Annotated in this window: 16 protein-coding genes; 7 read left to right on the top strand and 9 right to left on the bottom strand. The window is 38.0% G+C overall.

All coding sequences use genetic code 11. The features are described from left to right. The first annotated feature begins 49 nt into the window (after nt 1-49). On the top strand, nt 50-2497 hold the full coding sequence (locus tag B5D82_RS18285) for a DNA polymerase II (protein ID WP_094122832.1): 2448 nt from the start codon (nt 50-52) through the stop codon (nt 2495-2497). Between the two features lie 292 nt (nt 2498-2789). Further along, nucleotides 2790-3968, top strand: coding sequence for a cystathionine beta-lyase (locus B5D82_RS18280; RefSeq protein ID WP_081153719.1), 1179 nt, complete (start codon nt 2790-2792; stop codon nt 3966-3968). Nucleotides 3969-4073: 105 nt separating this feature from the next. Here the strand turns inward: B5D82_RS18280 and B5D82_RS18275 are convergent, their stop codons facing one another. From B5D82_RS18275 to B5D82_RS18265, 3 genes are all read right to left on the bottom strand, one after another. After that, entirely contained in the window at nt 4074-5504 is a 1431-nt protein-coding gene (locus B5D82_RS18275; protein ID WP_081153717.1) for an alkaline phosphatase, read from the bottom strand. 77 nt (nt 5505-5581) lie between these two features. Next, nucleotides 5582-6784, bottom strand: a complete 1203-nt coding sequence (locus tag B5D82_RS18270; RefSeq protein WP_081153715.1) for an endonuclease/exonuclease/phosphatase family protein — start codon at nt 6782-6784, stop codon at nt 5582-5584. An 8-nt stretch (nt 6785-6792) separates the two neighbouring features. Then, the gene (locus B5D82_RS18265; RefSeq protein WP_081153713.1) at nt 6793-7425 is read right to left on the bottom strand and encodes a TetR/AcrR family transcriptional regulator; all 633 of its coding nucleotides are present in this window, start codon (nt 7423-7425) and stop codon (nt 6793-6795) included. A 680-nt stretch (nt 7426-8105) separates the two neighbouring features. Here B5D82_RS18265 and B5D82_RS18260 point away from each other — a divergent pair. From B5D82_RS18260 to deoA, 3 genes are all read left to right on the top strand, one after another. After that, the gene (locus B5D82_RS18260) at nt 8106-11237 is read left to right on the top strand and encodes a TonB-dependent receptor (RefSeq protein WP_245807515.1); all 3132 of its coding nucleotides are present in this window, start codon (nt 8106-8108) and stop codon (nt 11235-11237) included. Nucleotides 11238-11658: 421 nt separating this feature from the next. Then, nucleotides 11659-12078, top strand: coding sequence for a cytidine deaminase (locus tag B5D82_RS18255; protein WP_094122897.1), 420 nt, complete (start codon nt 11659-11661; stop codon nt 12076-12078). A 12-nt stretch (nt 12079-12090) separates the two neighbouring features. Continuing rightward, on the top strand, nt 12091-13407 hold the full coding sequence (gene deoA / locus B5D82_RS18250; protein WP_081153709.1) for a thymidine phosphorylase: 1317 nt from the start codon (nt 12091-12093) through the stop codon (nt 13405-13407). Nucleotides 13408-13515: 108 nt separating this feature from the next. Here the strand turns inward: deoA and B5D82_RS18245 are convergent, their stop codons facing one another. From B5D82_RS18245 to udk, 4 genes are all read right to left on the bottom strand, one after another. Continuing rightward, nucleotides 13516-14094, bottom strand: coding sequence for a thymidine kinase (locus B5D82_RS18245; protein WP_081153707.1), 579 nt, complete (start codon nt 14092-14094; stop codon nt 13516-13518). 66 nt (nt 14095-14160) lie between these two features. Next, the gene (deoC, locus tag B5D82_RS18240) at nt 14161-14934 is read right to left on the bottom strand and encodes a deoxyribose-phosphate aldolase (RefSeq protein WP_081153705.1); all 774 of its coding nucleotides are present in this window, start codon (nt 14932-14934) and stop codon (nt 14161-14163) included. 67 nt (nt 14935-15001) lie between these two features. Continuing rightward, a complete protein-coding gene (locus tag B5D82_RS18235; RefSeq protein WP_081153703.1) occupies nt 15002-16246 on the bottom strand; it encodes a NupC/NupG family nucleoside CNT transporter in 1245 nt (414 codons plus the stop codon). Between the two features lie 88 nt (nt 16247-16334). Continuing rightward, the gene (gene udk / locus B5D82_RS18230) at nt 16335-16979 is read right to left on the bottom strand and encodes a uridine kinase (protein ID WP_081153701.1); all 645 of its coding nucleotides are present in this window, start codon (nt 16977-16979) and stop codon (nt 16335-16337) included. A gap of 300 nt (nt 16980-17279) precedes the next feature. On the opposite strand from udk, the gene B5D82_RS18225 reads away from it, so the two are divergent. Next, complete coding sequence (locus tag B5D82_RS18225; protein ID WP_081153699.1) at nt 17280-18491, top strand: phosphopentomutase; 1212 nt, start codon at nt 17280-17282, stop codon at nt 18489-18491. 91 nt (nt 18492-18582) lie between these two features. Beyond that, a complete protein-coding gene (locus tag B5D82_RS18220) occupies nt 18583-20850 on the top strand; it encodes a TonB-dependent receptor (protein ID WP_081153697.1) in 2268 nt (755 codons plus the stop codon). 145 nt (nt 20851-20995) lie between these two features. On the opposite strand, the gene B5D82_RS18215 is transcribed toward B5D82_RS18220, so the two are convergent. Both B5D82_RS18215 and ppsR read right to left on the bottom strand, forming a co-directional pair. Further along, a complete protein-coding gene (locus B5D82_RS18215; protein WP_081153695.1) occupies nt 20996-22045 on the bottom strand; it encodes a 3-deoxy-7-phosphoheptulonate synthase in 1050 nt (349 codons plus the stop codon). 127 nt (nt 22046-22172) lie between these two features. Further along, nucleotides 22173-22982, bottom strand: a complete 810-nt coding sequence (gene ppsR / locus B5D82_RS18210; RefSeq protein WP_081153693.1) for a posphoenolpyruvate synthetase regulatory kinase/phosphorylase PpsR — start codon at nt 22980-22982, stop codon at nt 22173-22175. Nucleotides 22983-23184: the final 202 nt, after the last annotated feature.

Genomic DNA, 23184 nt, shown 5'->3' with positions numbered 1-23184 from the left:
TACACTGCTGTATATATTAACAGTTTGTTATGAATAATTAGAACACTTAATGCAACATTTTCCTGAACAATCTCCTGAATTAGCACCATCGCTAGCTGGCATGCGCGGATTTCTTTTGACTCGCAGCGCTAGCGATCGTAATAATCATATAGAAATAATCTTATGGCTGAGAACGCCGCAAGGTCCAGTACAGCTGGTTATTGATAACGAACGGGCTGTATTTTTTGTTGAGGTCAGTGATGTAAATCATGCTAACGATATTTTGGCTAAACAAAGTATTAAAGTAGACGAAATAAAACCACTAACACTAAAAGCATTTAACCAAGCGAACGTCGCTGCATTCTATTTTTTAACCTTGCGAGAGTTTTATCAAGCGCGAGAAGCCCTTAAGCAAAAGGGAGTTAAATGTTACGAAGATGACATTCGACCTGATGATCGCTTTTTAATGGAACGTTTTATTACCGCAGACATGACTTTTTTTGGTCAACAAGCACCATTAATATCTTTACACAGCAAAGACTATAGACGCTATGAGCAAGCTAGATGTAAACCTATTGATAAAACACTTCAAACGGACATAGCGCTGTCGACAGTTTCACTCGATATAGAGTGCTCAATGTCGGGTGAATTATATTCCATCGGCTTATACAGCGACCATTGTCAGCAAGTGCTGATGATTGCCAATGAACAAGAAATAGCACGCGAGCAACTTAAAAAGGGTGCTGTTGAGATTGTATGGCAAGCTAATGAACGACAATTACTTGTCAGTTTATTAGCTTGGTTTTCTCAGTACAGCCCCGATATTATTATTGGCTGGAATGTGATCAACTTTGATTTTGATTTATTACAGAAACGCTACGATTTACATGGAATTAAGTTTGCCATTGGGCGCGATGGCAGAACGCCTTATTGGCGAAAAAACCAAGCCAGTGATCAGCAATTTATTGAAATTAATGGCCGTGTGATACTCGATGGTATTGATTTATTAAAAACCGCTACTTATAACTTTCCGAGTTTTTCACTCGATAATGTCGCGAATACTTTGTTAGGTATTGGTAAAAAAGTTGATGATGTAGATAACCGACTACAGGAAATAACCGATAACTTTTACCATGATAAAACCGCACTCGCCGCATATAATTTAGAAGATTGTCGTTTAGTTGTACTCATTTTTAAGCAGACTCAGTTATTAGAATTCGCCATGTTAAGAGCCCAATTAACCGGTTTATCTATTGATAGGTTTGGCGGTTCGGTAGCAGCTTTTACTAATTTATATTTACCAAAATTACACCGTAGTGGTTATGTTGCCCCTAACATGGGCGATGGCGATCAAGGCTTTGAATCTCCGGGCGGTTTTGTCATGGACTCTACCCCTGGGCTTTATCAAAATGTGTTGGTGTTAGATTTTAAAAGCCTATATCCCAGTATTATTCGTAGTTTTAATATCGACCCTATGGGCTTGATTGAAGGTTTAAGGTCGCCAGAAACAGCGATAGAGGGCTTTGATGGTGCTTATTTCTCCAGAGAACAGCACTTTTTACCCGGTATTATCACTGAGCTGTGGAAAGAACGTGATATCGCTAAAAAAGACAAAAATGCCGCCTTATCGCAAGCCATAAAAATTATCATGAATTCATTTTATGGTGTTTTAGGCTCAACAGGCTGCCGATTCTTTGATCCTCGTTTATCGGGCTCTATAACAAAGCGCAGTCACAGTATTTTAAAAACCACTAAATTATGGATAGAAGCGAAAGGCTACCAAGTGATTTACGGTGATACTGATTCGATTTTTGTGCATGTTGGCGATGATCAAAGTGAAGATAACAGCAGGGCGCTTGGTAAAACGTTACAAGAATACATTAATCAAAAATGGCAAGCATTGCTCAAAGACCAATTCAATATTGTTAGCGAGCTTGAAATTGAATTTGAAACCCACTTTATTAAGTTCTTAATGCCAACCATTCGTGGGCAAGATGTTGGCACAAAAAAGCGTTATGCAGGGCTAGTGCAAAAAGGTGAAGAGCAACAATTAATTTTTAAAGGCTTAGAAAGTGTTCGAACCGATTGGACTGAATTGGCGAAACAGTTTCAACGTTCCTTGTACTGGAAAATTTTTAATAATGAACCTGTTGTCGAATATGTAAAGAAAATGGTTGCTGATACCTTAGCGGGAAAGCACGATGAATTACTCTATTACCGTAAACGTTTACGCAGAAAATTGGAGCTTTATGTGAAAAATGTACCACCACATGTCAGAGCTGCAAGGTTAGCCGATGAAATATATAAGCAGCAAGGTAAGCCGCTTAAATATCAAAATAAAGGCTGGATTGAGTATGTGATGACCGTCAATGGTCCTCAAGCGAAGGGCTGTCAAAGTGCTGCTTTAGATTATCAATTTTACATTGATCGTCAGTTGTTGGCGGTGGCGGACGCAATTTTGCCTTTTATTAACACCAGTTTTGACGAGATCACGAATAATCAGATGAATTTGTTTTAACTGAACACTGTCAGCTGAATAAGAGTGTTCAGCCATTAAAGATGATTCTGACTGTGCTTAATAATCAAGGCGACTATGTTCTTACAAAACTTATGACAAAATAAAGCGTGCTTCTTTAGCTGATTCACGATATAAATATTATAGATGGCTAGATAGCTATATATATTTTCGAACCTTAGCGTGAAAAGATCAGATATAGGCGACATAAATTTTAGCTCTTGCTTGATTTCAAAGGACGAGCTTTTAAACCAAGCGATGCGCCAAAACTATAACCATGGAATGTAACTCAGACATGAAAAAAGAAACTAAGCTCATTAATGCTGGCCGCAAAAGCCAATGGACTCGTGGTGTGGTTAACCCACCTGTCGAACGTGCATCTACGGTAGTTTTTAACTCAGTTAAAGAAATGAAACATGCGACAGCAAATAAAACGAACCAGGTTTTGTTTTATGGCAGGCGTGGTACGTCAACGTCATTTGCTTTTAGCGATGCCATGACCGAGTTAGAAGGCGGAGCAGGTTGTGCAATATATCCGTCGGGGACTGCGGCGATTACTAATGCCATCTTGGCGTTTGTTAAAACTGGCGATCATATTCTCATGGTTGATACAGCTTACGAACCAACGCGTGATTATTGCGATAAAATATTAGCAAAGTTGGGTATTGAAACCACCTACTATGATCCCATGATAGGTAAAGGTATTGAGTCATTAATTAAAGCTAATACGCGCGTGGTTTTTCTTGAATCTCCTGGTTCTATTACCATGGAAGTGCAAGATGTACCAGCGATTGCACAAGTGGCACACCGCCACAACTGTATTGTGATGTTAGACAACACTTGGTCAGCGGGCGTAAACTTTCAGCCCTTTGATTACGGTGTTGATGTCTCAATTCAAGCGGCAACAAAATACATTGTTGGTCATTCAGATGTCATGTTAGGCACAGCAACAGCAACCGCTGAGCATTGGCCAAAATTGCGCGAAAGTAGTTATATTATGGGGCAATGTACTTCGCCCGATGACTTATACCTTGCCATGCGTGGTATTAGAACCCTAAGTGTGCGTTTACAGCAGCATCAAGCCAGTGCACTGAAAATTGCCGATTGGTTATCATCTCGTCCAGAGGTAGAAACCATTTTGCACCCGGCATTACCTTCTTGCCCCGGTCATGAAGAATTCAAGCGTGATTTCAGTGGCTCAAATGGTTTATTTTCTTTTGTATTAAACAAAGGTAATCAGGCTGCATTAACCGCATTTTTAGATGGTTTAGATCACTTTAAGATGGGTTATTCATGGGGCGGATTTGAAAGTCTTATTTTAGGTATTTCAAACGTAAACAGCATGCGTACTGCTACAACTTGGAAATATGAATTTCCGTTGATTCGTTTACATGTTGGTTTGGAAAATGTTGATGATTTAATTGACGACTTGGAACAAGGCTTTACACGCTTTAATGCCGCATTAACGCCATAGGTCAAAAGTTTAGTTTACTTTTTAAAACCAATAGATGAAAAATGCCGAGTAAAGTACTCGGCATTTTTTTAGGTAAACTTCAGGAGAAATTTAAGTAAAACAGTTTTACTTTTTACCTAACAGGGTAAATATTTTCTTGGCAATATCGGTATTATCTTGAAAGCCGTTAAACATTTCACTGCCTTTACCAAACGCAAATACCGGCACGTCGATACCAGTATGTGTGCCAGATGGGCTAATAGAGCCCCAACCGGTATTTGTTTTCATATCAATTATTTCTGTAATTACATTCAGTACTGACTGGTGATTTTTAGGTGTTCTTTTCCCTTTTTTATCGGCAGCAGATAATAAACTGAATTGTTTTACGATATCTTTATCACTGAGTTTAGCTTGCTGTAAATTATTTAAGTCCTGAGATGATATGTCGAATGACAGTAAGTCATTAACCTGTGCCAAAGATAAGTCTTCATTAGTGAACCTCATAGCGATGGTTTTTGGTGACATGGTCATGGTTCTTAAAAACTCAGGTTTCCATAGGTACTTACTATTAATGTTAGGGTCTGAACGTTCAGTTTTTTTACCGATAGTTAAACCACCAGTGCTATGATCGGCTGTGATCACCACTAAAGTATCTGGATTTTCTGCAACATAGGCCTCAAGGTATTCAATAGTTTTTGCTAAATCATCCATTTCTGCCATGGCTGCAGCAATATCTCTAGCGTGTCCACCATAGTCAATTTGGCTACCTTCAACTAACATAAAAAAGCCATTTTTATTTTCTAACTGTTTTGTTGCCGCTTTCGTCATCAGCGATAAACGGTGCTTGTTCGTGTCATCTAATGCCCAAGGTAAATTGGTTTTATCAAATAAACCCAACACCGGCATATTTTCAGGAATACTGTTAATGTCGCTATATTTGTCAATATAATGAAAGCCTGACTCAATAAACTCATTGACTAAGTTTCTATCTTTACGGATAAAATATTCCCAGCCCCCACCAAAATATAAATCGGCTTTTATGCCATCATCAATATAACTGTCAGCAATAGCGTTGTAGTTATAGCGATGGACATTATGTGCTAAATAAGAAGCGGGTGTGGCATGATTTATCTGGACAGTAACCACAACACCGGTTTTTTTACCGCTTTGTTTCGCATATTCCAAAACCGTTTCAATTGGCTGTCTGTTGATATCTAAACCAATCGCATTATTATAGGTTTTTACGCCGGTAGAAAGGGCTGTTGCGCTCGCCGCAGAGTCTGTCACGTAACCTGATTCAGGGGCTGGATAGGTGCTACTTGTACCCGTGAAGTTACGGTCAAAAACCGTTTGTTCAATTTCTGGAGTTGCTGGGTTGTCGTTGTAATAACGATAGGCAGTGGTGTAAGCCGGCCCCATACCGTCACCAACAACCATAATAATGTTTTTTGGTATGTTACTCGTCACTGTGTTTACCGGAGCATGGCTTGTCGCTTGCAGTTGGCTACAAGATATGACCAATAGACTAGTTAATAACGTTGGAATGATTTTTTTCATTTTTATATCCGCTAACTTAATAAGTAAATGTAACGACTTAATGTAGAGTTCATTAAGCTGCTATTTGTGCTGATAAACTATTCTTTAAATGCAACATCAACCCAAACAAGTCGATGATCAGATGAAGCCGCTCGGTCTTTAATTAAACGAAATTCATTTTCACTTTCTTTTGGCCAAAATATACCTGAACCCAGTACCTTAAATTGCGCTTTCGCCGGTAAAACGTAATCTGCTCGCATGCCCCAGAATGCGGTATGGTATTTTGCGTTTGGGTTATCCTTGCGGTGTAACTTACCCCCTTCGCTACTTGGCTTGGGATCTACAACACGAGGATGATTTATTAAGCGATTGATGCCCGATTTAATGGCATTACCATCAAAAGCATCAGCATTTAAATCACCCAAAATAACAAAAGCTTTATTTTCAGCTAACCCGCCGAATTGCTTGTTGTCGTCATAAATATAACTGGCAGCACTTGGCGTTAGGTAATCACTCCAGAAACGAATTTCGTCAAAGTTTCGTTTACCGTTTCTGTCTTCTGGCCCATCAAATACCGGAGGGGTAGGATGGCTAGCCAAAATGTGTAATTCATGACCATTGATGTTAACTGGTATATCCCAGTGAGATTTAGATGATAGTCGAAAGTTGTTCCAGGCTTGTTGATTAAACCAAGGTGTTTTTGAGTCCGGATTTACTGGCACTAAAGCATTGGGCATATCACGCCATTTAAACATTTGGAATGTTCTGATTTTTTCTTCAACAATAGGGTGTTTTGATAACAATGCCATCGCAAAGTGCCCTGAGAAAAGCCCATAGCCATAAGCATCATTCGGCAATTCACCAGCTTTGTTATCATTGTTTAAGTCATAGCCCGAAGCAACACCCGTATTCACCGGGCCTTGATAAAAATAAGGATAATTAAGTGCAGCATTACCCTGTTGACTTTTTGCTAAATATTGCGCTAAAAAGCGTTTTAAAGATTGGTGTGTGGCATCGTTGCCATCAAACTCATTTAACAGAATAATATCAGGGTTTACTTGTTGAATAATTTCCGCAATATTTTTTATTTGCTGATTATCATTGGCTAACGCCGTCGCTAATTCTTTTCCTGTGGGTTTACGCTCTTTACCTAATTCTGACGGCAAGTAATTTAATGCTTCCATGCTGACATTGAAAGTGGCAATGCGTAAACTTGAAGGGGACTTATTTGATGTTTCTGACATAGCAATACCTGAATATACTAACAACGTAGTTGCCAATAATGTTGTAAATATCTTCATATAAACTCCTATTTTAAGCCACAACCACGCAATATAAAATCCGTTAAAAACTCAGTTACTTGGGTCATATCGTCTTCTTCGTAATCTGCACGATTCATAATCGTTAAAATTTGTTGTTCAAAATCAGCATAATGTTGAGTGGATGACCAAATTAAGAAAATCAATTTAACAGGGTCGACATCTTTCATTTCACCGCTATCGATCCACACTTGAAATATTTTTGCCTTTTCTCTTACCCACTGGCGCAAATAAGTACGGGCAAACTCTTTTAAATGTAATGCACCTTGGATAATTTCCATAGCATAAATTTTCGATGCTTCTGGGTGCTCAAAAGACATTTTTACTTTCGAAGCGATAAATTTTTCAATAGCAACGACAGGACCGTCGTTAATATCAAGATCACCAATACCTTGATCCCACGTATCTAAAGTTAGTTGTAAAACCGCATGGTAGATATTTTCTTTATTTTTAAAATAATATAATACATTTGCTTTAGGCAGATTGGCGCTATCAGCTATTGATTGAACGGTAGCACCTTTAAATCCTTGCAGAATAAACTCTTTTTGGGCTGCGACTAGAATTACAGCCTCACTTCTGGCCCTAATGCTCCCTTGTTTCTCATTATTAGTATTGTTGCTCACGAGAATAACCTTTCTATTGATTTTTTATATTGATTAACATTACGTTAAGCGCTTAATGTTACATTTTTTAGCTTATTCTGGGCCTAAAATTTTATAATGCTAAATGTAGCACTGTCAGCAATTTTGAGCGTTAATTCTTGTATATTCATTGGTGAATCGACGTTTATTCTTTAAAAATTAGCTAGTTTAATTTAAATGTCTGGTTAAGGCACTGTTTTAATACATATTGTATTGCTGAATATGAAGTTTAAATCATTTTCAAAAATAATTTTATGTTTGGTTAAATAATTTTAATTAATACAGCCCTTATATAAACAGAGTTAAAATCATACTTTATTTTATCTTGACCAAATGGTTTGTTTTTATGATTTTTTGTTATGGTTAATGAGATGAACTGTGTTTTTTGTTATATGTTGTTTTTGTCTTCGTTTTAAATTTAACTTTAAGTTGTTGATACTTATACTTTAAATGAATGCGTCTTTGTTTTATTAATTCAATCTGTAAAAGTGTGTAAATTAAAAGAAAGTGACTTGTAAAAGTTTGTAATGAAAATGTAAGAAAACTCTGTTTTAATTTCAATTGAGTAAGCTTAAAAATAATAAATAGATTAGTAATTAGTTAAGTAAAAATTTAAATAAACATATGACAAAACAAAAATTTAACTTATATCAAGGAATAATATGATGAAAAATCATCGTCTCTCACTTATTACTGGTGCAGTTGTACTTGCGCTAGGATTATCAACATCGGCTATGGCAAATGATACGTCTTCTGCTATTCGCGGTAGTATTTTAAACCCAGCAGGTCAAAGTTCGGTTAATGCTAAAGTTGAAATAGTGCATTTACCATCAGGCACAAAAACAACAACAACAACAAATGACTCAGGTTCATTTTCAAGCAAAGGTTTACGTGTTGGTGGCCCTTATAAGGTTACAGTGACAGGTAAAGACGGAGCAAATACCTATAACGATGTCTATTTAACCTTAGGTGATACATTTAAGTTAAATGTTCAGCTTGATCCTAAAGAGCAAATAGAAAGAATTTCAGTAACAGGTAGCCAAATCCTTTCAGGAAATATTGGTAGTAGTAGTTACTTTAGTTCAGATGACATTACTAATGCCCCAAGTTTTGATCGTGATATCAAGGATATTATTCGTAATAACCCTTTAGCGGTTTTATCTTCAAAAGATGGTGAGCTAAGTGTTGCTGGTACTAACCCTCGTTTTAACAGTATAAGTGTTGATGGTATTGGGCAAAATGATGATTTTGGCCTTAATGCCAATGGTTACCCGACTACGCGCTCTCCTATTTCATTAGAAGCGATTGATCAGGTCACTATAGATGTATCTCCTTTCAACGCTCAAGATAGCGGCTTCCAAGGCGCTAAGATAAACGCTGTTACAAAGTCAGGTGGTAATGAGTATTCAGGTTCATTCTTTTATGAAACTCAAAATGACGGCATGGCAGGCACACCAAAAGATGGTGAAAATGAAATTCCAACTGAATTTGACGAAACAACCTATGGCGCCACGTTTGGTGGAGCTATAATTAAAGATGAATTATTCTTCTTTGCATCATATGAATTCTACGATGCGACTTCACCAGTTGAGTGGGGCCCTGAAGGTGGAAGTGCACCTAATGAAGCTGATGCAAGCGTAGCAGATTATAATGAAGTCAGACGTATTGCTGAAGAAGTCTACGGTGTCGATGCTGGTGTTTGGGACTTAGCGCCAAAAACTGATGATGAAAAATTCCTATTGAAGTTAGATTGGAATATTAATGATGATCACCGTGCAGCTTTCACCTACCAATACAATAAAGGTAACCGCACAGCGAACCAAACATCATTTTCAGGTGAGTTACGTTTATCTACGCATTGGTATAACCGTGTTGAAGAGCTAAATAACTATGCCTTTAAATTATATTCTGACTGGAATGATGATTTCTCGACTCAACTTAGCCTGACGTATTTAGACAACCCTACAACGCAAGCTTCATTAGGCAATTATGCTGATACCGTTATCCAAACAGAATCGGGTAATATTGCTATCGGCGCTGATCATTCTCGTCATTCTAATGAATTAAATAAAAAAACCTTCATTGTTGGACTTGATGGCGATTACCTAATTGACGATCACAGTCTTTCTTTTGGTTATCAGTTTAAGCGTTTAGACATATTCAATTTATTCTTACAAAACACTAAAGGTGATTACACATTCGATAGCCTTGAAGATTTTGAAAATAGAATTGCCGAACGTGTTATCTATCAAAATGCAACGTCACTTAACCCTAGCGATGCTGCTGCTGAGTTTGTTCGTGATGAGCATGCACTTTATATTCATGATGAGTGGGCTTTCTCTGACGATTTAACGCTAGATTTTGGTCTTCGTTATGAACGCTTAGCGTCAGACGACTCTCCGGCATTCAACAGTCAAGCTTTTGATCGTACAGGTTATGACAATACTGAGAACCTTGATGGCGTAGATATTTTCTTACCACGTTTTGGGTTTAACTGGGATGCATCTGAAGATTTAGTTGTTCGTGGTGGTATTGGCCGTTTCTCTGGTGGTCAACCAACAGTATGGATCTCTAACGCTTACTCTAATCCAGGTGTTGGCCGTGCAAGATTTGATGAGCGTGGTACATTTACAGATGTTGATATTAAAGTTCCATATCAACCACTTGTTGATCAAGTCGCTGGCTCAGAAATTTTTGCGGGTACAAACTTTACAGATCCTAGCTACGACTTACCTTCAGATTGGCGTTATCAAATTGCTGCTGATTACCTAATAGATATTCCATTTATTGGTGAAGACGTGCTGTGGACGACTGAGTTCATGTACAAAAAAGCTGAAAACACCTCATTTTGGCAAGATGCAAGTTTATTCGGTGATGAATCAGGTACGACATCAGATGGCGGTCGTATTTTATATGACGATGCTGATGGCAACACGACAGACTTAATGCTAACTAATGCTGGTAAAGATGGTACTTCAAAAATATTCAGTACTGTACTAAGTAAAGCTTGGGACAATGGCGTAAGTGTAACAACATCGTATACAAACCAAGATGTTACGGATGCGCATCCAAGCACGAGCTCTACAGCAGGTAGTAACTACGGTTTTAATACAACGATTAACCGTAACGAAGCATTAGTAGGTCGTTCTAGCTTTGAAACTGAGCACAGATTTGTTGTGAACTTAGGTTTCAAACATGAGTTTGTTGAAGGTTATAACACCAATGTTAACGTATTCTTTGAACGTCGTTCTGGTAAGCCAATTACTTATTACCTAGATGGTAATGACGTAGATGGTCGCAATGGCCCAGGCAGAGACCCGTATGGTTTACTTAGCCCTGGTACATTCAGTGATTCATTCTTACCTTATATCCCAAGCCCTGGTGATGATAACGTAAGATTTACTTCGCCAGAAGCTGAAGCAGATTTCTTTAAGTCTATTAATACATTAGGCTTAGATAAATACGCAGGTGGTTACTTACCTAAAGGTGTGAGTACAACGCCTTGGGTAACTACGCTTGATTTAAGCATACGCCAAGAAATTCCTGGCTTTATGAATGATCACAAAGGTATTTTTTACTTTACAGTAGATAACCTTTTGAACATGATTTATAGCACTAAGGGTAAAGTACGTGGTAGTGATTTTGGTACTATTGAGTTAGCTGAGTTTACAATTGATCCGGATAACGGACAATATGTTTACCACAGACCAACTTCTAACACTAACAACTACGATAAATTTTATACTGAAGATTCAACATGGCGTGTAAAAGTAGGTGTTAGCTACAAGTTCTAATAACTCGTAATTAAACCTCACGTTAAAAGCCAACAGTTATGTTGGCTTTTTTTTTGAACTTTCAAACTAAGTTTCAAGCATGATAAGTTCTGCTAATAGTCGTTTCATCTAAACCAATGTCGTTAAATATGATGGTTTACTTTATACACAGCAAAAGCTAAACATAAAAGGCATTTATTACTTTAACTCGTTGCTAACGATCATAGGTGCTTACATGGCCTAAATAGTAGTATAGATACAGCGATAATTATTCATAAGTAGCACCGAAATAGGTAGTTTCAATCCATAGAATACTCAGATAATGAGTAATATTGGTATTTTAATTTAATAGCCAGTATTTAATGTTTTTATAGTTGCTTTTCTATGTGTGATTTACTAGGATAGATACAACTTGACCACTTGGTCAGATAAAGGCTTTATAATGTCAAAGATTAAAAGTGATGAAATATTAGCACTGGTTAGTGCTGCTAAAGCAGGCTTTGAAAAAGCCTATGCACCATACAGTAATTTTCACGTTGGTGCTGCAGCGTTAACGGCTAGCGGTAAAATCGTTAAAGGCTGTAATGTAGAAAATGCGTCGTACGGCTTAACCGTTTGTGCAGAACGCAATTGTTTAGCCCAAGGTGTTATTTCAGGCGAACAAGTATTTAAAGCTCTAGTGGTTTATACCAACCAAGAAAAGTTAACGCCGCCTTGTGGTGCTTGTCGACAAGTTATTGTCGAATTTTTAGCACCAGACGCACTGGTTATGGCTGTTAACCATAATAATAATAAAAAGCAATGGACAGTTAACGAACTATTACCTGATGCTTTTACTCCCAAAGATTTACTTGAAAAATAAGGATTTTAGTTCATGTTATTACCACAAGAAATAATTCGTACCAAACGAAATGGTGGCTCACTCTCTAAAGAACAAATTCAAAGCTTTGTTGATGGATTAGTAACAAAAGATTTTAATGATGCCCAAGCCGGTTCAATGGCGATGGCGATTTTTCAAAAAGGCATGGAAACTCGTGAAATTATCGACTTTACCATGGCGATGAAAAATTCAGGTGATGTGTTGTCTTGGCCTGAACTAGAAGGCCCAATCGTTGATAAACACTCAACGGGCGGTGTTGGCGATAAGGTTAGCTTTATGTTGGCCGCTATTGTTGCTGCTTGTGGTGCTTATGTGCCTATGATTGCAGGTCGTGGCTTAGGTCATACGGGTGGTACAGCAGATAAACTAGAAAGTATCGCTGGTTTTAATGTTCAACCCAGCATTGGTGAATTTAAACGTATAGTAAAAGATTTAGGGATGGCGATTATTTCCCAAACTGATAATTTAGCACCTGCAGATAAACGTTTATATGGCATACGAGACATTACCGCTACCGTAGAATCTATTCCCTTGATCACGGCTTCTATATTGTCTAAAAAATTGGCGGCAGGGCTTGATACTTTGGTTATGGACGTTAAAGTTGGCAATGGTGCAATGATGTCAAACATTGATGATGCAAAAGCGTTAGCGCAAAGCATTGTTAATGTTGCTAATGGCGCAGGTGTGCCAACGCAAGCTATTATCACGGATATGAACCAAGTGTTAGGTGCTACGGCTGGTAATGCTTTGGAAATGGCTGAAACGGTTAAATACTTAAACGGCACACTGCGTGAACCTCGACTGCATGCCGTGGTAGTCTCATTAGCTAAAGCTATGTTAGTTAGTGCAAAAGTTGCAGAAAATGAAGATAAAGCCTTAGCAAAAATCAACAGTGTTTTGGCTTCTGGTGCCGCCGCTGAAATATTTAACAAGATGATTCATGCGTTAGGTGGCCCAAGTGATTTTATGGAAGATCCTTGGCGTTCAATGCAACGTGCCAACTGTATTAAGGATGTTATTGCCCTAGATCATGGCTACATCAATGGCATGCAAACACGTGATATTGGTTTAGCTGTTGTTGGTTTGAAAGGCGGTCGTACGGCTAATGGTCAACAAATTGATCATAGTGTTGGTTTTGACCGAGTGTTGCCAATAGGCACGTTAGTTAACCGTGGTGACGTATTAGCCCGTGTGCATGCTGAAGATGAAAACTCAGCAAATCTTGCGAGTCAGCAATACCAAACGGCTTTAGTTATTGGCGAAAAGGCAGCTGAGCAAACACCGGTTATTTATCAAACCATTTCTGCATAGTTGCTCACAAGTTAAACTTGTTATAGAAAATTAAAAAAGGAATGCCATGGCATTCCTTTTTTATCAGTTATATTTAAAGACATTCTAATTCAGTTGTTTAAATTGATATTAATCCCAAACTAGCGCTTTAAAGTGTCTACGACAAAGAGATTCGTAGCGTTCATTACCACCCACTTCTATTTGTTCTCCGCCCTTTACAGCATTGCCGTGTTCATCACATCGCATTACAAAGTTGGCTTTTTTACCACAATGACAAATGGTTTTTAATTCCACCAATTTATCTGCCCAGGCTAATAGCGCGGCACTGCCAATAAACGTTTCGCCAAGAAAGTCTGTACGAATGCCATAAGCTAGCACCGGAATTTTTAATTCATCAACAATATTGGTTAATTCCTTAACCTGCCGTTTAGTTAAAAACTGGGCTTCATCAATTAAAATACAAGCAATTTTACTCTCACTAATTTGGCTTTTTACTTGGCTAAAAATATCGGTATTATCATCAAATAACAGGGCGTCGGCATGTATGCCTAATCTTGATGAAACTTTACCTTTGGCAAATCTATCGTCTATTTGTGCCGTAAACAATAATGTCGCTAAGCCACGTTCTTGATAATTATAAGATGACTGTAAAAGGTGAGTCGATTTACCGGCATTCATCGTTGAATAATAAAAATATAATTGTGCCATTGCTTAATAATGTCCTAATTATGACTGTTTGATGAGTGATGTTTAAATTTGTTTGGAATATATTAATTAATAGCTTGTTGGGTCTGCGGTTTCATTACTCGCCCCTAGGGTGTGAAGTAAATTTGTTAACAAGCTACTTGCTCCAAATCTAAAGTTGGCTTTAGTCGCCCAATTAGCACCTAAAATATCTGTCGCTAAATCTAGGTAAATAGCGGCATCTTCTGCATTTTTCACGCCACCAGCAGGCTTAAAGCCAACTTGTGTATTTTTATTTTTAATAACTTTTAACATTAACTCAGCCGCTTTAGGGGTGGCATTAACAGCAACTTTACCGGTTGAGGTTTTTATAAAATCAGCGCCCGCTGCGATACAAATTTCACTGGCTTGTGTAATAAGCTTGTCAGTTTTCAGCTCGCCAGTTTCTATAATTACTTTCAGCAGCATGCTATTTCCACAAGCTTGTTTACAAGCTTTGACGAGGTCAAAACCTACTTCTTCATTGCCGTTTATTAAGGCTTTATAGGGGAATACAACATCAACTTCGTCAGCGCCATAAGCGATAGCAGCTTTTGTTTCAGCAACGGCAATCTCAATATCGTCGTTGCCGTGTGGAAAATTAGTTACCGTGGCAATTTTTATATCAGGGGTACCTTGCGCTACTAGCTGTTTTTTCGCTAATGGGACAAAACGAGGAAATATACAAATCGCCGCCGTGTTACCGCGTGGCGATTTGGCATTTATACACAGCTGGATAATATCCTCAGCATTTTCAGCGTCGGTTAAACTGGTTAAATCCATCATATAAAGTGCACGCTGTGCGTATGCTTTAATAGTACTCATGTTGACCTCAAAACCCAAATTTACCACTAATAACTGACCGCTTAAAACTGAAAGCTAACTCAAACAGCTATAAGCTAACAAATACACCGGCGATAGCCGCACTCATCAAGTTTGCCATTGTAGCTGCAAGCATAGCTTTCATGCCTAAACGTGCAATATCAGGACGGCGATTGGGTGCCATTGAACCAATTCCACCCAATAAAATAGCAATAGAAGATAAGTTAGCAAAACCGCACAAAGCAAAGGTGACGATCGCTTGAGTGGTGGGTGATAACGTGTCTTTAATTTCAACAAAATTTACGTAGGCAAAGAACTCATTAACGACAATTTTTTGGCCAATAAAACTACCTGCTTGCAACATTTCTTCAAAAGGGACACCGATAAGGAAAGCGAATGGGGCAAAAATGTAGCCGAGTAGCCATTCAATAGTAATGCCTTCAAAGCCTAATAAGCTGCCAAAGCCTGTAACCATAGAATTAAGTAAAGCGATAATAGCTATAAAGGCAAGTAACATAGCACCTACGTTAACCGCAAGCTTAAGGCCTGAAGCGGCACCCGTGGCTGCTGCATCAATAACATTAGCCGGTTTAGCACCTGCTTCAGCCAGCTCTACATCGCTGTAATCATTGTTAATTTCTTCTGTTTCAGGGAGGAGGAGTTTCGCCATAAGCAAACCACCGGGTGCTGCCATAAAAGAGGCGGCAATTAAGTATTCAAGTTTTACACCTAAACCCGCATAGCCAGCTAAGATGGAACCTGCAACAGAGGCTAAGCCGCCTACCATAATGGCAAACAGTTCAGACTGACTCATTTTTGCAATATAGGGGCGAATAACTAAGGGAGCTTCTGTTTGCCCGACAAAAATATTAGCGGTAGCAGAAAGGGATTCAGGCTTTGAAGTTTTTAACAGTTTTTGTAAACCACCACCGATTATTTTTACCACCCATTGCATAATGTTAAGGTAGTAAAGCACGGCGATAAGCGATGAGAAAAATATAATAACGGGGAGAACACGAATAGCGAAAACAAAACCAACGCCATTATCGTACATTGCATCAGTACCTAAACCTCCGAATAGAAAGCTTATGCCTGCTTGTGCACTGTTAATAACCTGTTGAACACCATTAGTTATTGAACCTAAGACATCTTTACCAAATGGCACATAAAGTACAAACGCACCTAATATAATCTGTAATGCAAAAGCAAAGCCTACAGTTCGCCAATTAATTGCGCTGCGGTCTTTTGATAAAAAAAACGCCAATGCCAATAGCGCAAAAATGCCAATGACTCCTCGAAGAGCACCTAATTCCATAATTACCTCATAAATTATTTTGTTATCGTTATTTTTTAATTATATTTATTTAAATTACATCTATGTTGATTTTTATTTTTGTACAAGTTTACAAATTGCTATTCATTAGTTGACGAATTTTTGCTTTTAGCATTTCAATTGCCATTCTATTTTTACCGCCACGCGTCACCACAATATCAGCGAAAGGTTTATTTGGTTGAATATGCTGATGGTACATAGGACGTACGGTGGTTAAATACTGTTCGGTAATTGACGCTATGCTACGAGAACGCTCAATGGTATCTCTATTAATTCTACGGACAAGGCAAATGTCTAACGGAGTATCAATATAAATTTTAATATCAAATTTATCTCTGAGCTCTTTATCAGCAAATAAGAGAATCCCTTCTATTAAAATGATGGGGGTTGGCGTTAAGTGAACAGTTTCTTCTAGCCGAGTATGTGTTTTATAGCAATATGTCGGTATATCAACGCTTTCACCGACACTTAACTGGGTTAAATGTTGTGATAATAAGCTATGTTCAAAGGCACTGGGGTGGTCGTAATTTGTTTTTATACGTTCTTCCATCGACAGATGAGATTGACTCTTGTAATAAGAATCTTCTTTCATGATGGCAATACCACTTGACCCTAACTCAGGCAATAATTCATCGTAAATAGTTTGCGCAAAAAGTGATTTTCCTGATGCTGAAGCACCGGTTACCGCAATAATGGTCGGTTTATTGGTTTGCAAAACAGAGAGCCTTAAAAAATATTAACAACAAAAGGGTTAAGTAATTATTTATAGCGATACTGTTGTAGACAACTCACCGCACTCATATTATGAACTAATTAATCTGAAATTCATTAAAATTTAGGCAAAAGTCATAGCATTGCCTTAAATAATTACAAAATATCTATTGTCTATAATTCATTGCTTGGTAAAGTATCACATGTTGACCATTTGGTCATGAAATTTATCAATATTAACGAGGATAAATTTAAAAAATTTGTTAAAATACATTGATCCACTTACAGGGTACAGGAATTTAAAATGGCAAGAGCAATAGTTTTAGTAATCGACAGTTTTGGCATAGGGCACGCGCCCGATGCAGCGGACTTTGGCGATATCAGTGCCAATACTTTTGCTAATTTAGCGCGCTACTTCTATCAGCACGAAAAACGTGAAATCAAATTAACGAACTTAGCAAAAATGGGCTTAGTTCAAGCGGCTTTTGAAGCCGGCAAGTGTACTTTTCCTGTTGTAAAACAGGCGCCTGAGCAAGGTGCTTTCGGTTATGCAGCAGAAATTAGTACAGGTAAGGATACACCTAGTGGACATTGGGAGATGATGGGTGTACCGGTACTTTTTGATTGGGACTACTTCCCAAAAGAAGGTAATGCTTTCCCTACTGATTTGATAGAAAAAATTAATCAAGCGACAGGTTATGACGGTATTTTAGGCGATTGCCATGCCTCAGGTACCGATATTATAAATAAACTTGGGCAAGCACATATTAAATCCGGATTACCTATTTGCTATACATCTGCTGACAGTGTTTTTCAGGTGGCGGCTCATGAAGAACATTTTGGCTTGGATAATCTTTATAAATATTGTGAAACAGTAAGAGAATTACTGGGTGACATGAATGTCGGCCGTGTTATCGCTCGACCTTTCATTGGCAACAGTCCAGAAGACTTCACTCGAACTGGAAATAGACGAGACTATTCTGTTTTACCGCCAGCACCTACGGTATTAGACGTATTTACCCAAGCGGGTGGTCATGTCATCAGTGTCGGTAAAATTGCCGATATTTACGCGCATCAAGGTATCAGTGAAAAAACTAAAGCAACCGGTATAGATGCTTTAGTGGATGCAACCATTTCACATATTAATACCGCACAAGACAATAGTCTGATATTTACTAACTTAGTCAATTTTGACCAAGACTATGGCCATCGTCGTGACCCTGTGGGTTACGCGCTTGCATTAGAAAGTTTTGATCTACGATTACCTGAAATTATTAGCGCGATGAATGAAGATGACGTGTTATTTTTAACGGCAGATCATGGCTGTGATCCAACTTGGCATGGAAATGATCATACGAGAGAGTATGTTCCTGTGATTGCATTTCACAAACAGGTTCGATCTGTTAATATTGGCGAAAGAAATACTTTTGCTGATATTGGTCAAACAATTGCAGAACTATTTAAATTAGACAAAATGCCCTATGGCACAAGTTTTTTGTCTGATCTTGATTTATAAAAATACACAATTAATCACTTGCCGCATTAAACAGGTAAGTGAATAAAATATATTATACACAAAACATAAACAGTTCTTGGGAGAGTACTTAATGAATGTTTTTAAAAAAACGTCGCTCGCAGTATGCGTAAATGCGGCTATTTTAGCGTCTGTATCCGTTGTATCTACTTCGGCTTTAGCGCAAGAAAATGCTAATGTAGCTGATGTTGTTGGCGTTGAAGTTATTGAAGTAACTGCTCGTAAGCGTACAGAGAATATAAAAGATGTACCTATTTCAGTTTCGGCATTAACGCCTAAAAAACTTGAAGTATTAGGTTCTTCTGGTATGGATGTAAGAGCACTGTCTGGGAAAGTACCTAGCTTGTTAATTGAGTCTTCTTTTGGTCGTACTTTTCCTCGTTTTTATATTCGAGGTTTAGGTAACACCGATTTTGATTTGCTAGCATCACAACCTGTTTCATTAATTTATGATGATGTTGTTTTAGAAAATGCCTTAACTAAAGGTATGCCAATGTTTGACATTGAGCGCGTAGAAGTTTTACGTGGTCCTCAAGGTACATTGTTTGGCCGTAACACCCCAGCAGGTATTGTAAAAGTACAATCGAAAAAACCAACACAAGATTTTGATGCCAACATTTCTGGTTCTTACGGTAGTTTTGGTAGTACAGATTTCCGTGTTGCAATTGGCGGTGGCTTAACCGATACATTGTCAGCACGAATCGCACTATTACAACAAGACCGTGATGACTGGATTGACAATAAAGCTCCAGGGTTTGAGCAAAAAGATCAATTAGGTGGTTATGCTGAATCAGCGGGTCGCGTACAACTATTGTGGGAGCCTAATGACGATTTTTCAGCGTTATTTAATTATCACTTCCGTGATGCAGAAGCGGATGCACGTGTTTTTAGAGCCAATATTATTAAACCAGGCACTAACGACTTAGTTGATGACTTTGATCGTGAAACTGTTTTTCATGATGCTGCTGTTCGTAATAACCAAACGGTTGATATGAAAGGTACCAGTTTAAAAATTGAATATAATATGGGCAACCATACCTTAACTTCTGTTACTGGCTATGAGTCAGCTGAAATGTTTTCAGTTGGTGATATTGATGGTGGTTACGGTGCTGCATTCTTACCAGACTACATGGGACCAGGCTTTATTCCTTTTCCATCAGAAACTGGTGCAAGAATGCCTAGCCATAAACAAGTAACCCAAGAAGTTCGCATTGCCAGTAATGATATCGGAAAAATAGATTATCAATTCGGTTTCTTTACTTTTGATGAAGACTTAATTATTAATAATTTAAGTTTTAATACACTTGGTGGCGGTGTACAAGACGGTATTGCTATCCAGAAGATGGAAACAAAAGCATGGGCAATGTTTGGTTCAATTGACTTTGAAGTGACAGAAAAATTAAATATCAATGCTGGTCTACGCTATTCTGATGATGAGCGTAAATGGCAAGGTGAATTAGTTCAATCACCATTTGGTGCCCCGAGTTTCTCAGAAAGTAACAATGTCGCTGACACACAAATTAGTGGTGATTTAAGCGCTAATTATGTATTGAATGATGAAACCAATCTTTATGCACGTTTAGCTCGTGGTTACCGTGCGCCAAGTATTCAAGGCCGAAGCTTATTGTTCTCAGCAAATTCAACAACGGCAGACTCTGAATTAGTTGATTCTGTTGAAACGGGTTTTAAGTCAGTATTTTTAGAGAATACTGCACGTGTTGATGGCTCGGTTTATTACTATATTGTCAGCGATCAACAATTAACAGCTGTTGGTGGAACAGGTAACGTAGCAAGTTTATTGAATGCCGATAAATCAGTAGGTTACGGTTTTGAAATTGATTCTGAATACTTTATTACCCCTGATTTAGCCCTTACCGCTAGTGTTAGTTATAACCACACTGAGTTACAAGATGACACGGTTGCCGTGCCAGGTTGTGGCGGTGGTTGTACTGTCACTGATCCATTAAATGGCGATGGTTTAGCCATGATTGACGGTAATTCATTACCACAATCTCCAGAATGGATTTCTAATTTTGCCGCACGTTGGACTAAAGAAGTCGGTGATGGAGAGATTTATGTTTACACTGATTGGTCTTACCGCAGTGAAGTTAACTTCTTCTTATACGAGTCAATTGAATTCACTGGTGACGCGTTATTAGAAGGTGGTGTTCGTGTTGGTTACGAATGGTACTCCGATGGTGCAGAATACGAAGTAGCACTATTTGGTCGTAATATTACTGATGAAGAACAGCTTACCGGTGCTATCGATTTTAACAACTTAACCGGTTATGTAAACGAGCCTCGTTTTTGGGGTGTTGAATTTAAAGCTAACTTCTTTTAATAGTTAACTTTCTTTAAAACATAACTTAATAAGTTAGTAATAAAAAACCGGTTATCAATTTGATAACCGGTTTTTTTGTTTCTATTTCTAATTAATCAACTTGGTATTAGTTATCAACGAGAAGACATTATAAAATAATGATTTATTATATTCTTACTTTAATCGAGTTCGCTAACACAGTCAGTATTTCTTCACTGGTTTCTAAGTCAATACAAGCATCGGTAATACTTTGCCCGTAAACTAAAGGTTGATTAGCAACAACTTTTTGATTACCCGGTACCATAAAGCTTTCAATCATAACGCCAAAGATAGATTGGTTACCCGCACTTATTTGCTCAGCTAATGAATTAGCGACATCAATTTGCTTGTTATGATCTTTGTAGCTATTACCGTGGCTACAGTCAATCATCACTTTTTCAGGTAAACCGGCTTTCGTTAAGGTTTCACAAGTTTGCGTGATATGTTTTTGTTGATAATTAGGCGCTTTACCGCCACGTAAAATCACGTGCGCATAAGGGTTGCCATGTGTTTGATAAATACACATTTGGCCACTTTTATCAGGCGAATAAAGTACATGCGGTACACTCGACGCTTTTATAGCGTCAACAGCAATTTGAATATTACCGTCAGTACCATTTTTAAAGCCAACAGGACATGAAAGGGCAGAAGCTAGCTCTCTGTGTACTTGGCTTTCTGTAGTTCGTGCGCCAATAGCGCCCCAACTGATCAAATCAGAAATATATTGACCGGTTACCATATCTAAAAACTCGGTACCGGCAGCTAATCCTAATTTATTAATTTCCATTAATAAATTACGTGCTAAATTTAAGCCTTTAGCCACTTTAAATGATTTATCTAAATCAGGATCGCTAATTAAACCTTTCCAACCCACGGTTGTACGGGGCTTTTCAAAATATACTCGCATTACAATCAGTAATTCATTGGCATATTTTTCTTGTAAGGTTTTTAATTTTTTTGCGTAGTCAATTGCCGCTTCAGTGTCGTGAATTGAACACGGCCCAATTATAACCAGCAAGCGCTTATCGTCACCTTTAATGATGGCTTCAATATCTTTGCGGCTTTTGATAATAAAATTCGCTGTGCTATCGTCAAGCGGAATTTGCTCAGCAAGTTCGGCAGGCGAAACTAAACTGTCAATTAATGTGGTTCTAAATTCATCTGTTTTTATGGTCATGGACTGTCAAATGCTAGTTAGCCTGCATATCTAAATGCAGCGCAATAATAATATCGCGCTAACATAACGAATATAAGCAATTATGTGAACCGCTTTCTAATATTTTATGTAACTTAATTGTTATAAGTTAATATTTATAGCGCTGAAGGCCGGTTTCTGACAATATTTTCGCGGTGATCTCCTCAACAGAGAGTTTCGTGGTGTTGAGAAATGGGATTTTTTCTTGTTTATATAACTTTTCGACTTCTCGTACTTCCATTCGACATTGACGTGCTGAAGAGTATTTAGTATTCGCCATTCTGCCATGACGAATATCCACTAAACGTTCAGCGTCTATGGTTAAACCAAATATTTTCTTTTTATGCATTTTTAAAAATGAAGGTATTTGCAGTTCGTCCATATCATCGTCTGTAAATGGATAATTCGCGGCTTTAATACCATATTGCAGCGCCAAATATAATGCCGTTGGGGTTTTACCTGAACGAGAAACACCGACCAATATAACGTCTGCATGTTCATAGTTAGTCACATTAGAACCATCATCATTTGCTAATGAGTAATTAACCGCATCGATACGACAATCGTAACTATTTTCGTGGATACTGTGTGTTCTATGGGCTTTGGGCTTTGCTTTTATACCCAACTTTTCTTCAAGTGGTGCTATAAAGTGTTCAAGAAAGTTATAAATAACACCATCGCAGCCGTCGATTATTTCACGAATATCTGGATTGACAAAGGTGTGAAAGACCAAAGGTGGCACACCGGTACGCTTTGCCGCTTTATTAATTCGCTTACAAGCCTCTAATGCTTTTTCTTTGGTTTCGACAAAGGAAATGGTGTCGTGTTCAAACTGTATTGGAAAAAGTGATAATAAGGCATGACCAAAAACCTCAGAAGTTATCGCTGTACCGTCAGAAATATAAAAAGCTGCTCGCATGATTTTTTCCTATATATTATTCTTTAATGAAAGGTTAAATTTTCAAATAGTACTTTAGTTTCAAGGCTAGCAGTGTAAAATGTCTGTAGCATGAAATAAACCACTTAATAAAACATCCACAGATAAAAGTGTTAAGAAAGATATTTTTAAGCGTTTTTTTCCATAGTCTTAAAGATAACTTTCTTAAATTTTATTTTTTTAG

This window comes from Cognaticolwellia beringensis (genome assembly GCF_002076895.1).
Lineage (GTDB): Bacteria > Pseudomonadota > Gammaproteobacteria > Enterobacterales > Alteromonadaceae > Cognaticolwellia > Cognaticolwellia beringensis.
Note: the sequence above shows the minus strand (reverse complement) of the source record. Positions and strands in the feature narration are given on the sequence as shown.

What these genes read in the sequence shown, in the direction of transcription:
- B5D82_RS18285 (WP_094122832.1), top strand. Translation starts at nt 50, where the DNA reads ATGCAACATTTTCCTGAACAATCTCCTGAATTAGCACCATCGCTAGCT.
- B5D82_RS18245 (WP_081153707.1), bottom strand. Translation starts at nt 14,094, where the DNA reads ATGGCACAATTATATTTTTATTATTCAACGATGAATGCCGGTAAATCG.
- deoC (WP_081153705.1), bottom strand. Translation starts at nt 14,934, where the DNA reads ATGAGTACTATTAAAGCATACGCACAGCGTGCACTTTATATGATGGAT.
- B5D82_RS18260 (WP_245807515.1), top strand. Translation starts at nt 8,106, where the DNA reads ATGATGAAAAATCATCGTCTCTCACTTATTACTGGTGCAGTTGTACTT.
- B5D82_RS18220 (WP_081153697.1), top strand. Translation starts at nt 18,583, where the DNA reads ATGAATGTTTTTAAAAAAACGTCGCTCGCAGTATGCGTAAATGCGGCT.
- B5D82_RS18280 (WP_081153719.1), top strand. Translation starts at nt 2,790, where the DNA reads ATGAAAAAAGAAACTAAGCTCATTAATGCTGGCCGCAAAAGCCAATGG.
- B5D82_RS18215 (WP_081153695.1), bottom strand. Translation starts at nt 22,045, where the DNA reads ATGACCATAAAAACAGATGAATTTAGAACCACATTAATTGACAGTTTA.
- B5D82_RS18275 (WP_081153717.1), bottom strand. Translation starts at nt 5,504, where the DNA reads ATGAAAAAAATCATTCCAACGTTATTAACTAGTCTATTGGTCATATCT.
- B5D82_RS18225 (WP_081153699.1), top strand. Translation starts at nt 17,280, where the DNA reads ATGGCAAGAGCAATAGTTTTAGTAATCGACAGTTTTGGCATAGGGCAC.
- B5D82_RS18255 (WP_094122897.1), top strand. Translation starts at nt 11,659, where the DNA reads ATGTCAAAGATTAAAAGTGATGAAATATTAGCACTGGTTAGTGCTGCT.
- B5D82_RS18270 (WP_081153715.1), bottom strand. Translation starts at nt 6,784, where the DNA reads ATGAAGATATTTACAACATTATTGGCAACTACGTTGTTAGTATATTCA.
- B5D82_RS18235 (WP_081153703.1), bottom strand. Translation starts at nt 16,246, where the DNA reads ATGGAATTAGGTGCTCTTCGAGGAGTCATTGGCATTTTTGCGCTATTG.
- deoA (WP_081153709.1), top strand. Translation starts at nt 12,091, where the DNA reads ATGTTATTACCACAAGAAATAATTCGTACCAAACGAAATGGTGGCTCA.
- ppsR (WP_081153693.1), bottom strand. Translation starts at nt 22,982, where the DNA reads ATGCGAGCAGCTTTTTATATTTCTGACGGTACAGCGATAACTTCTGAG.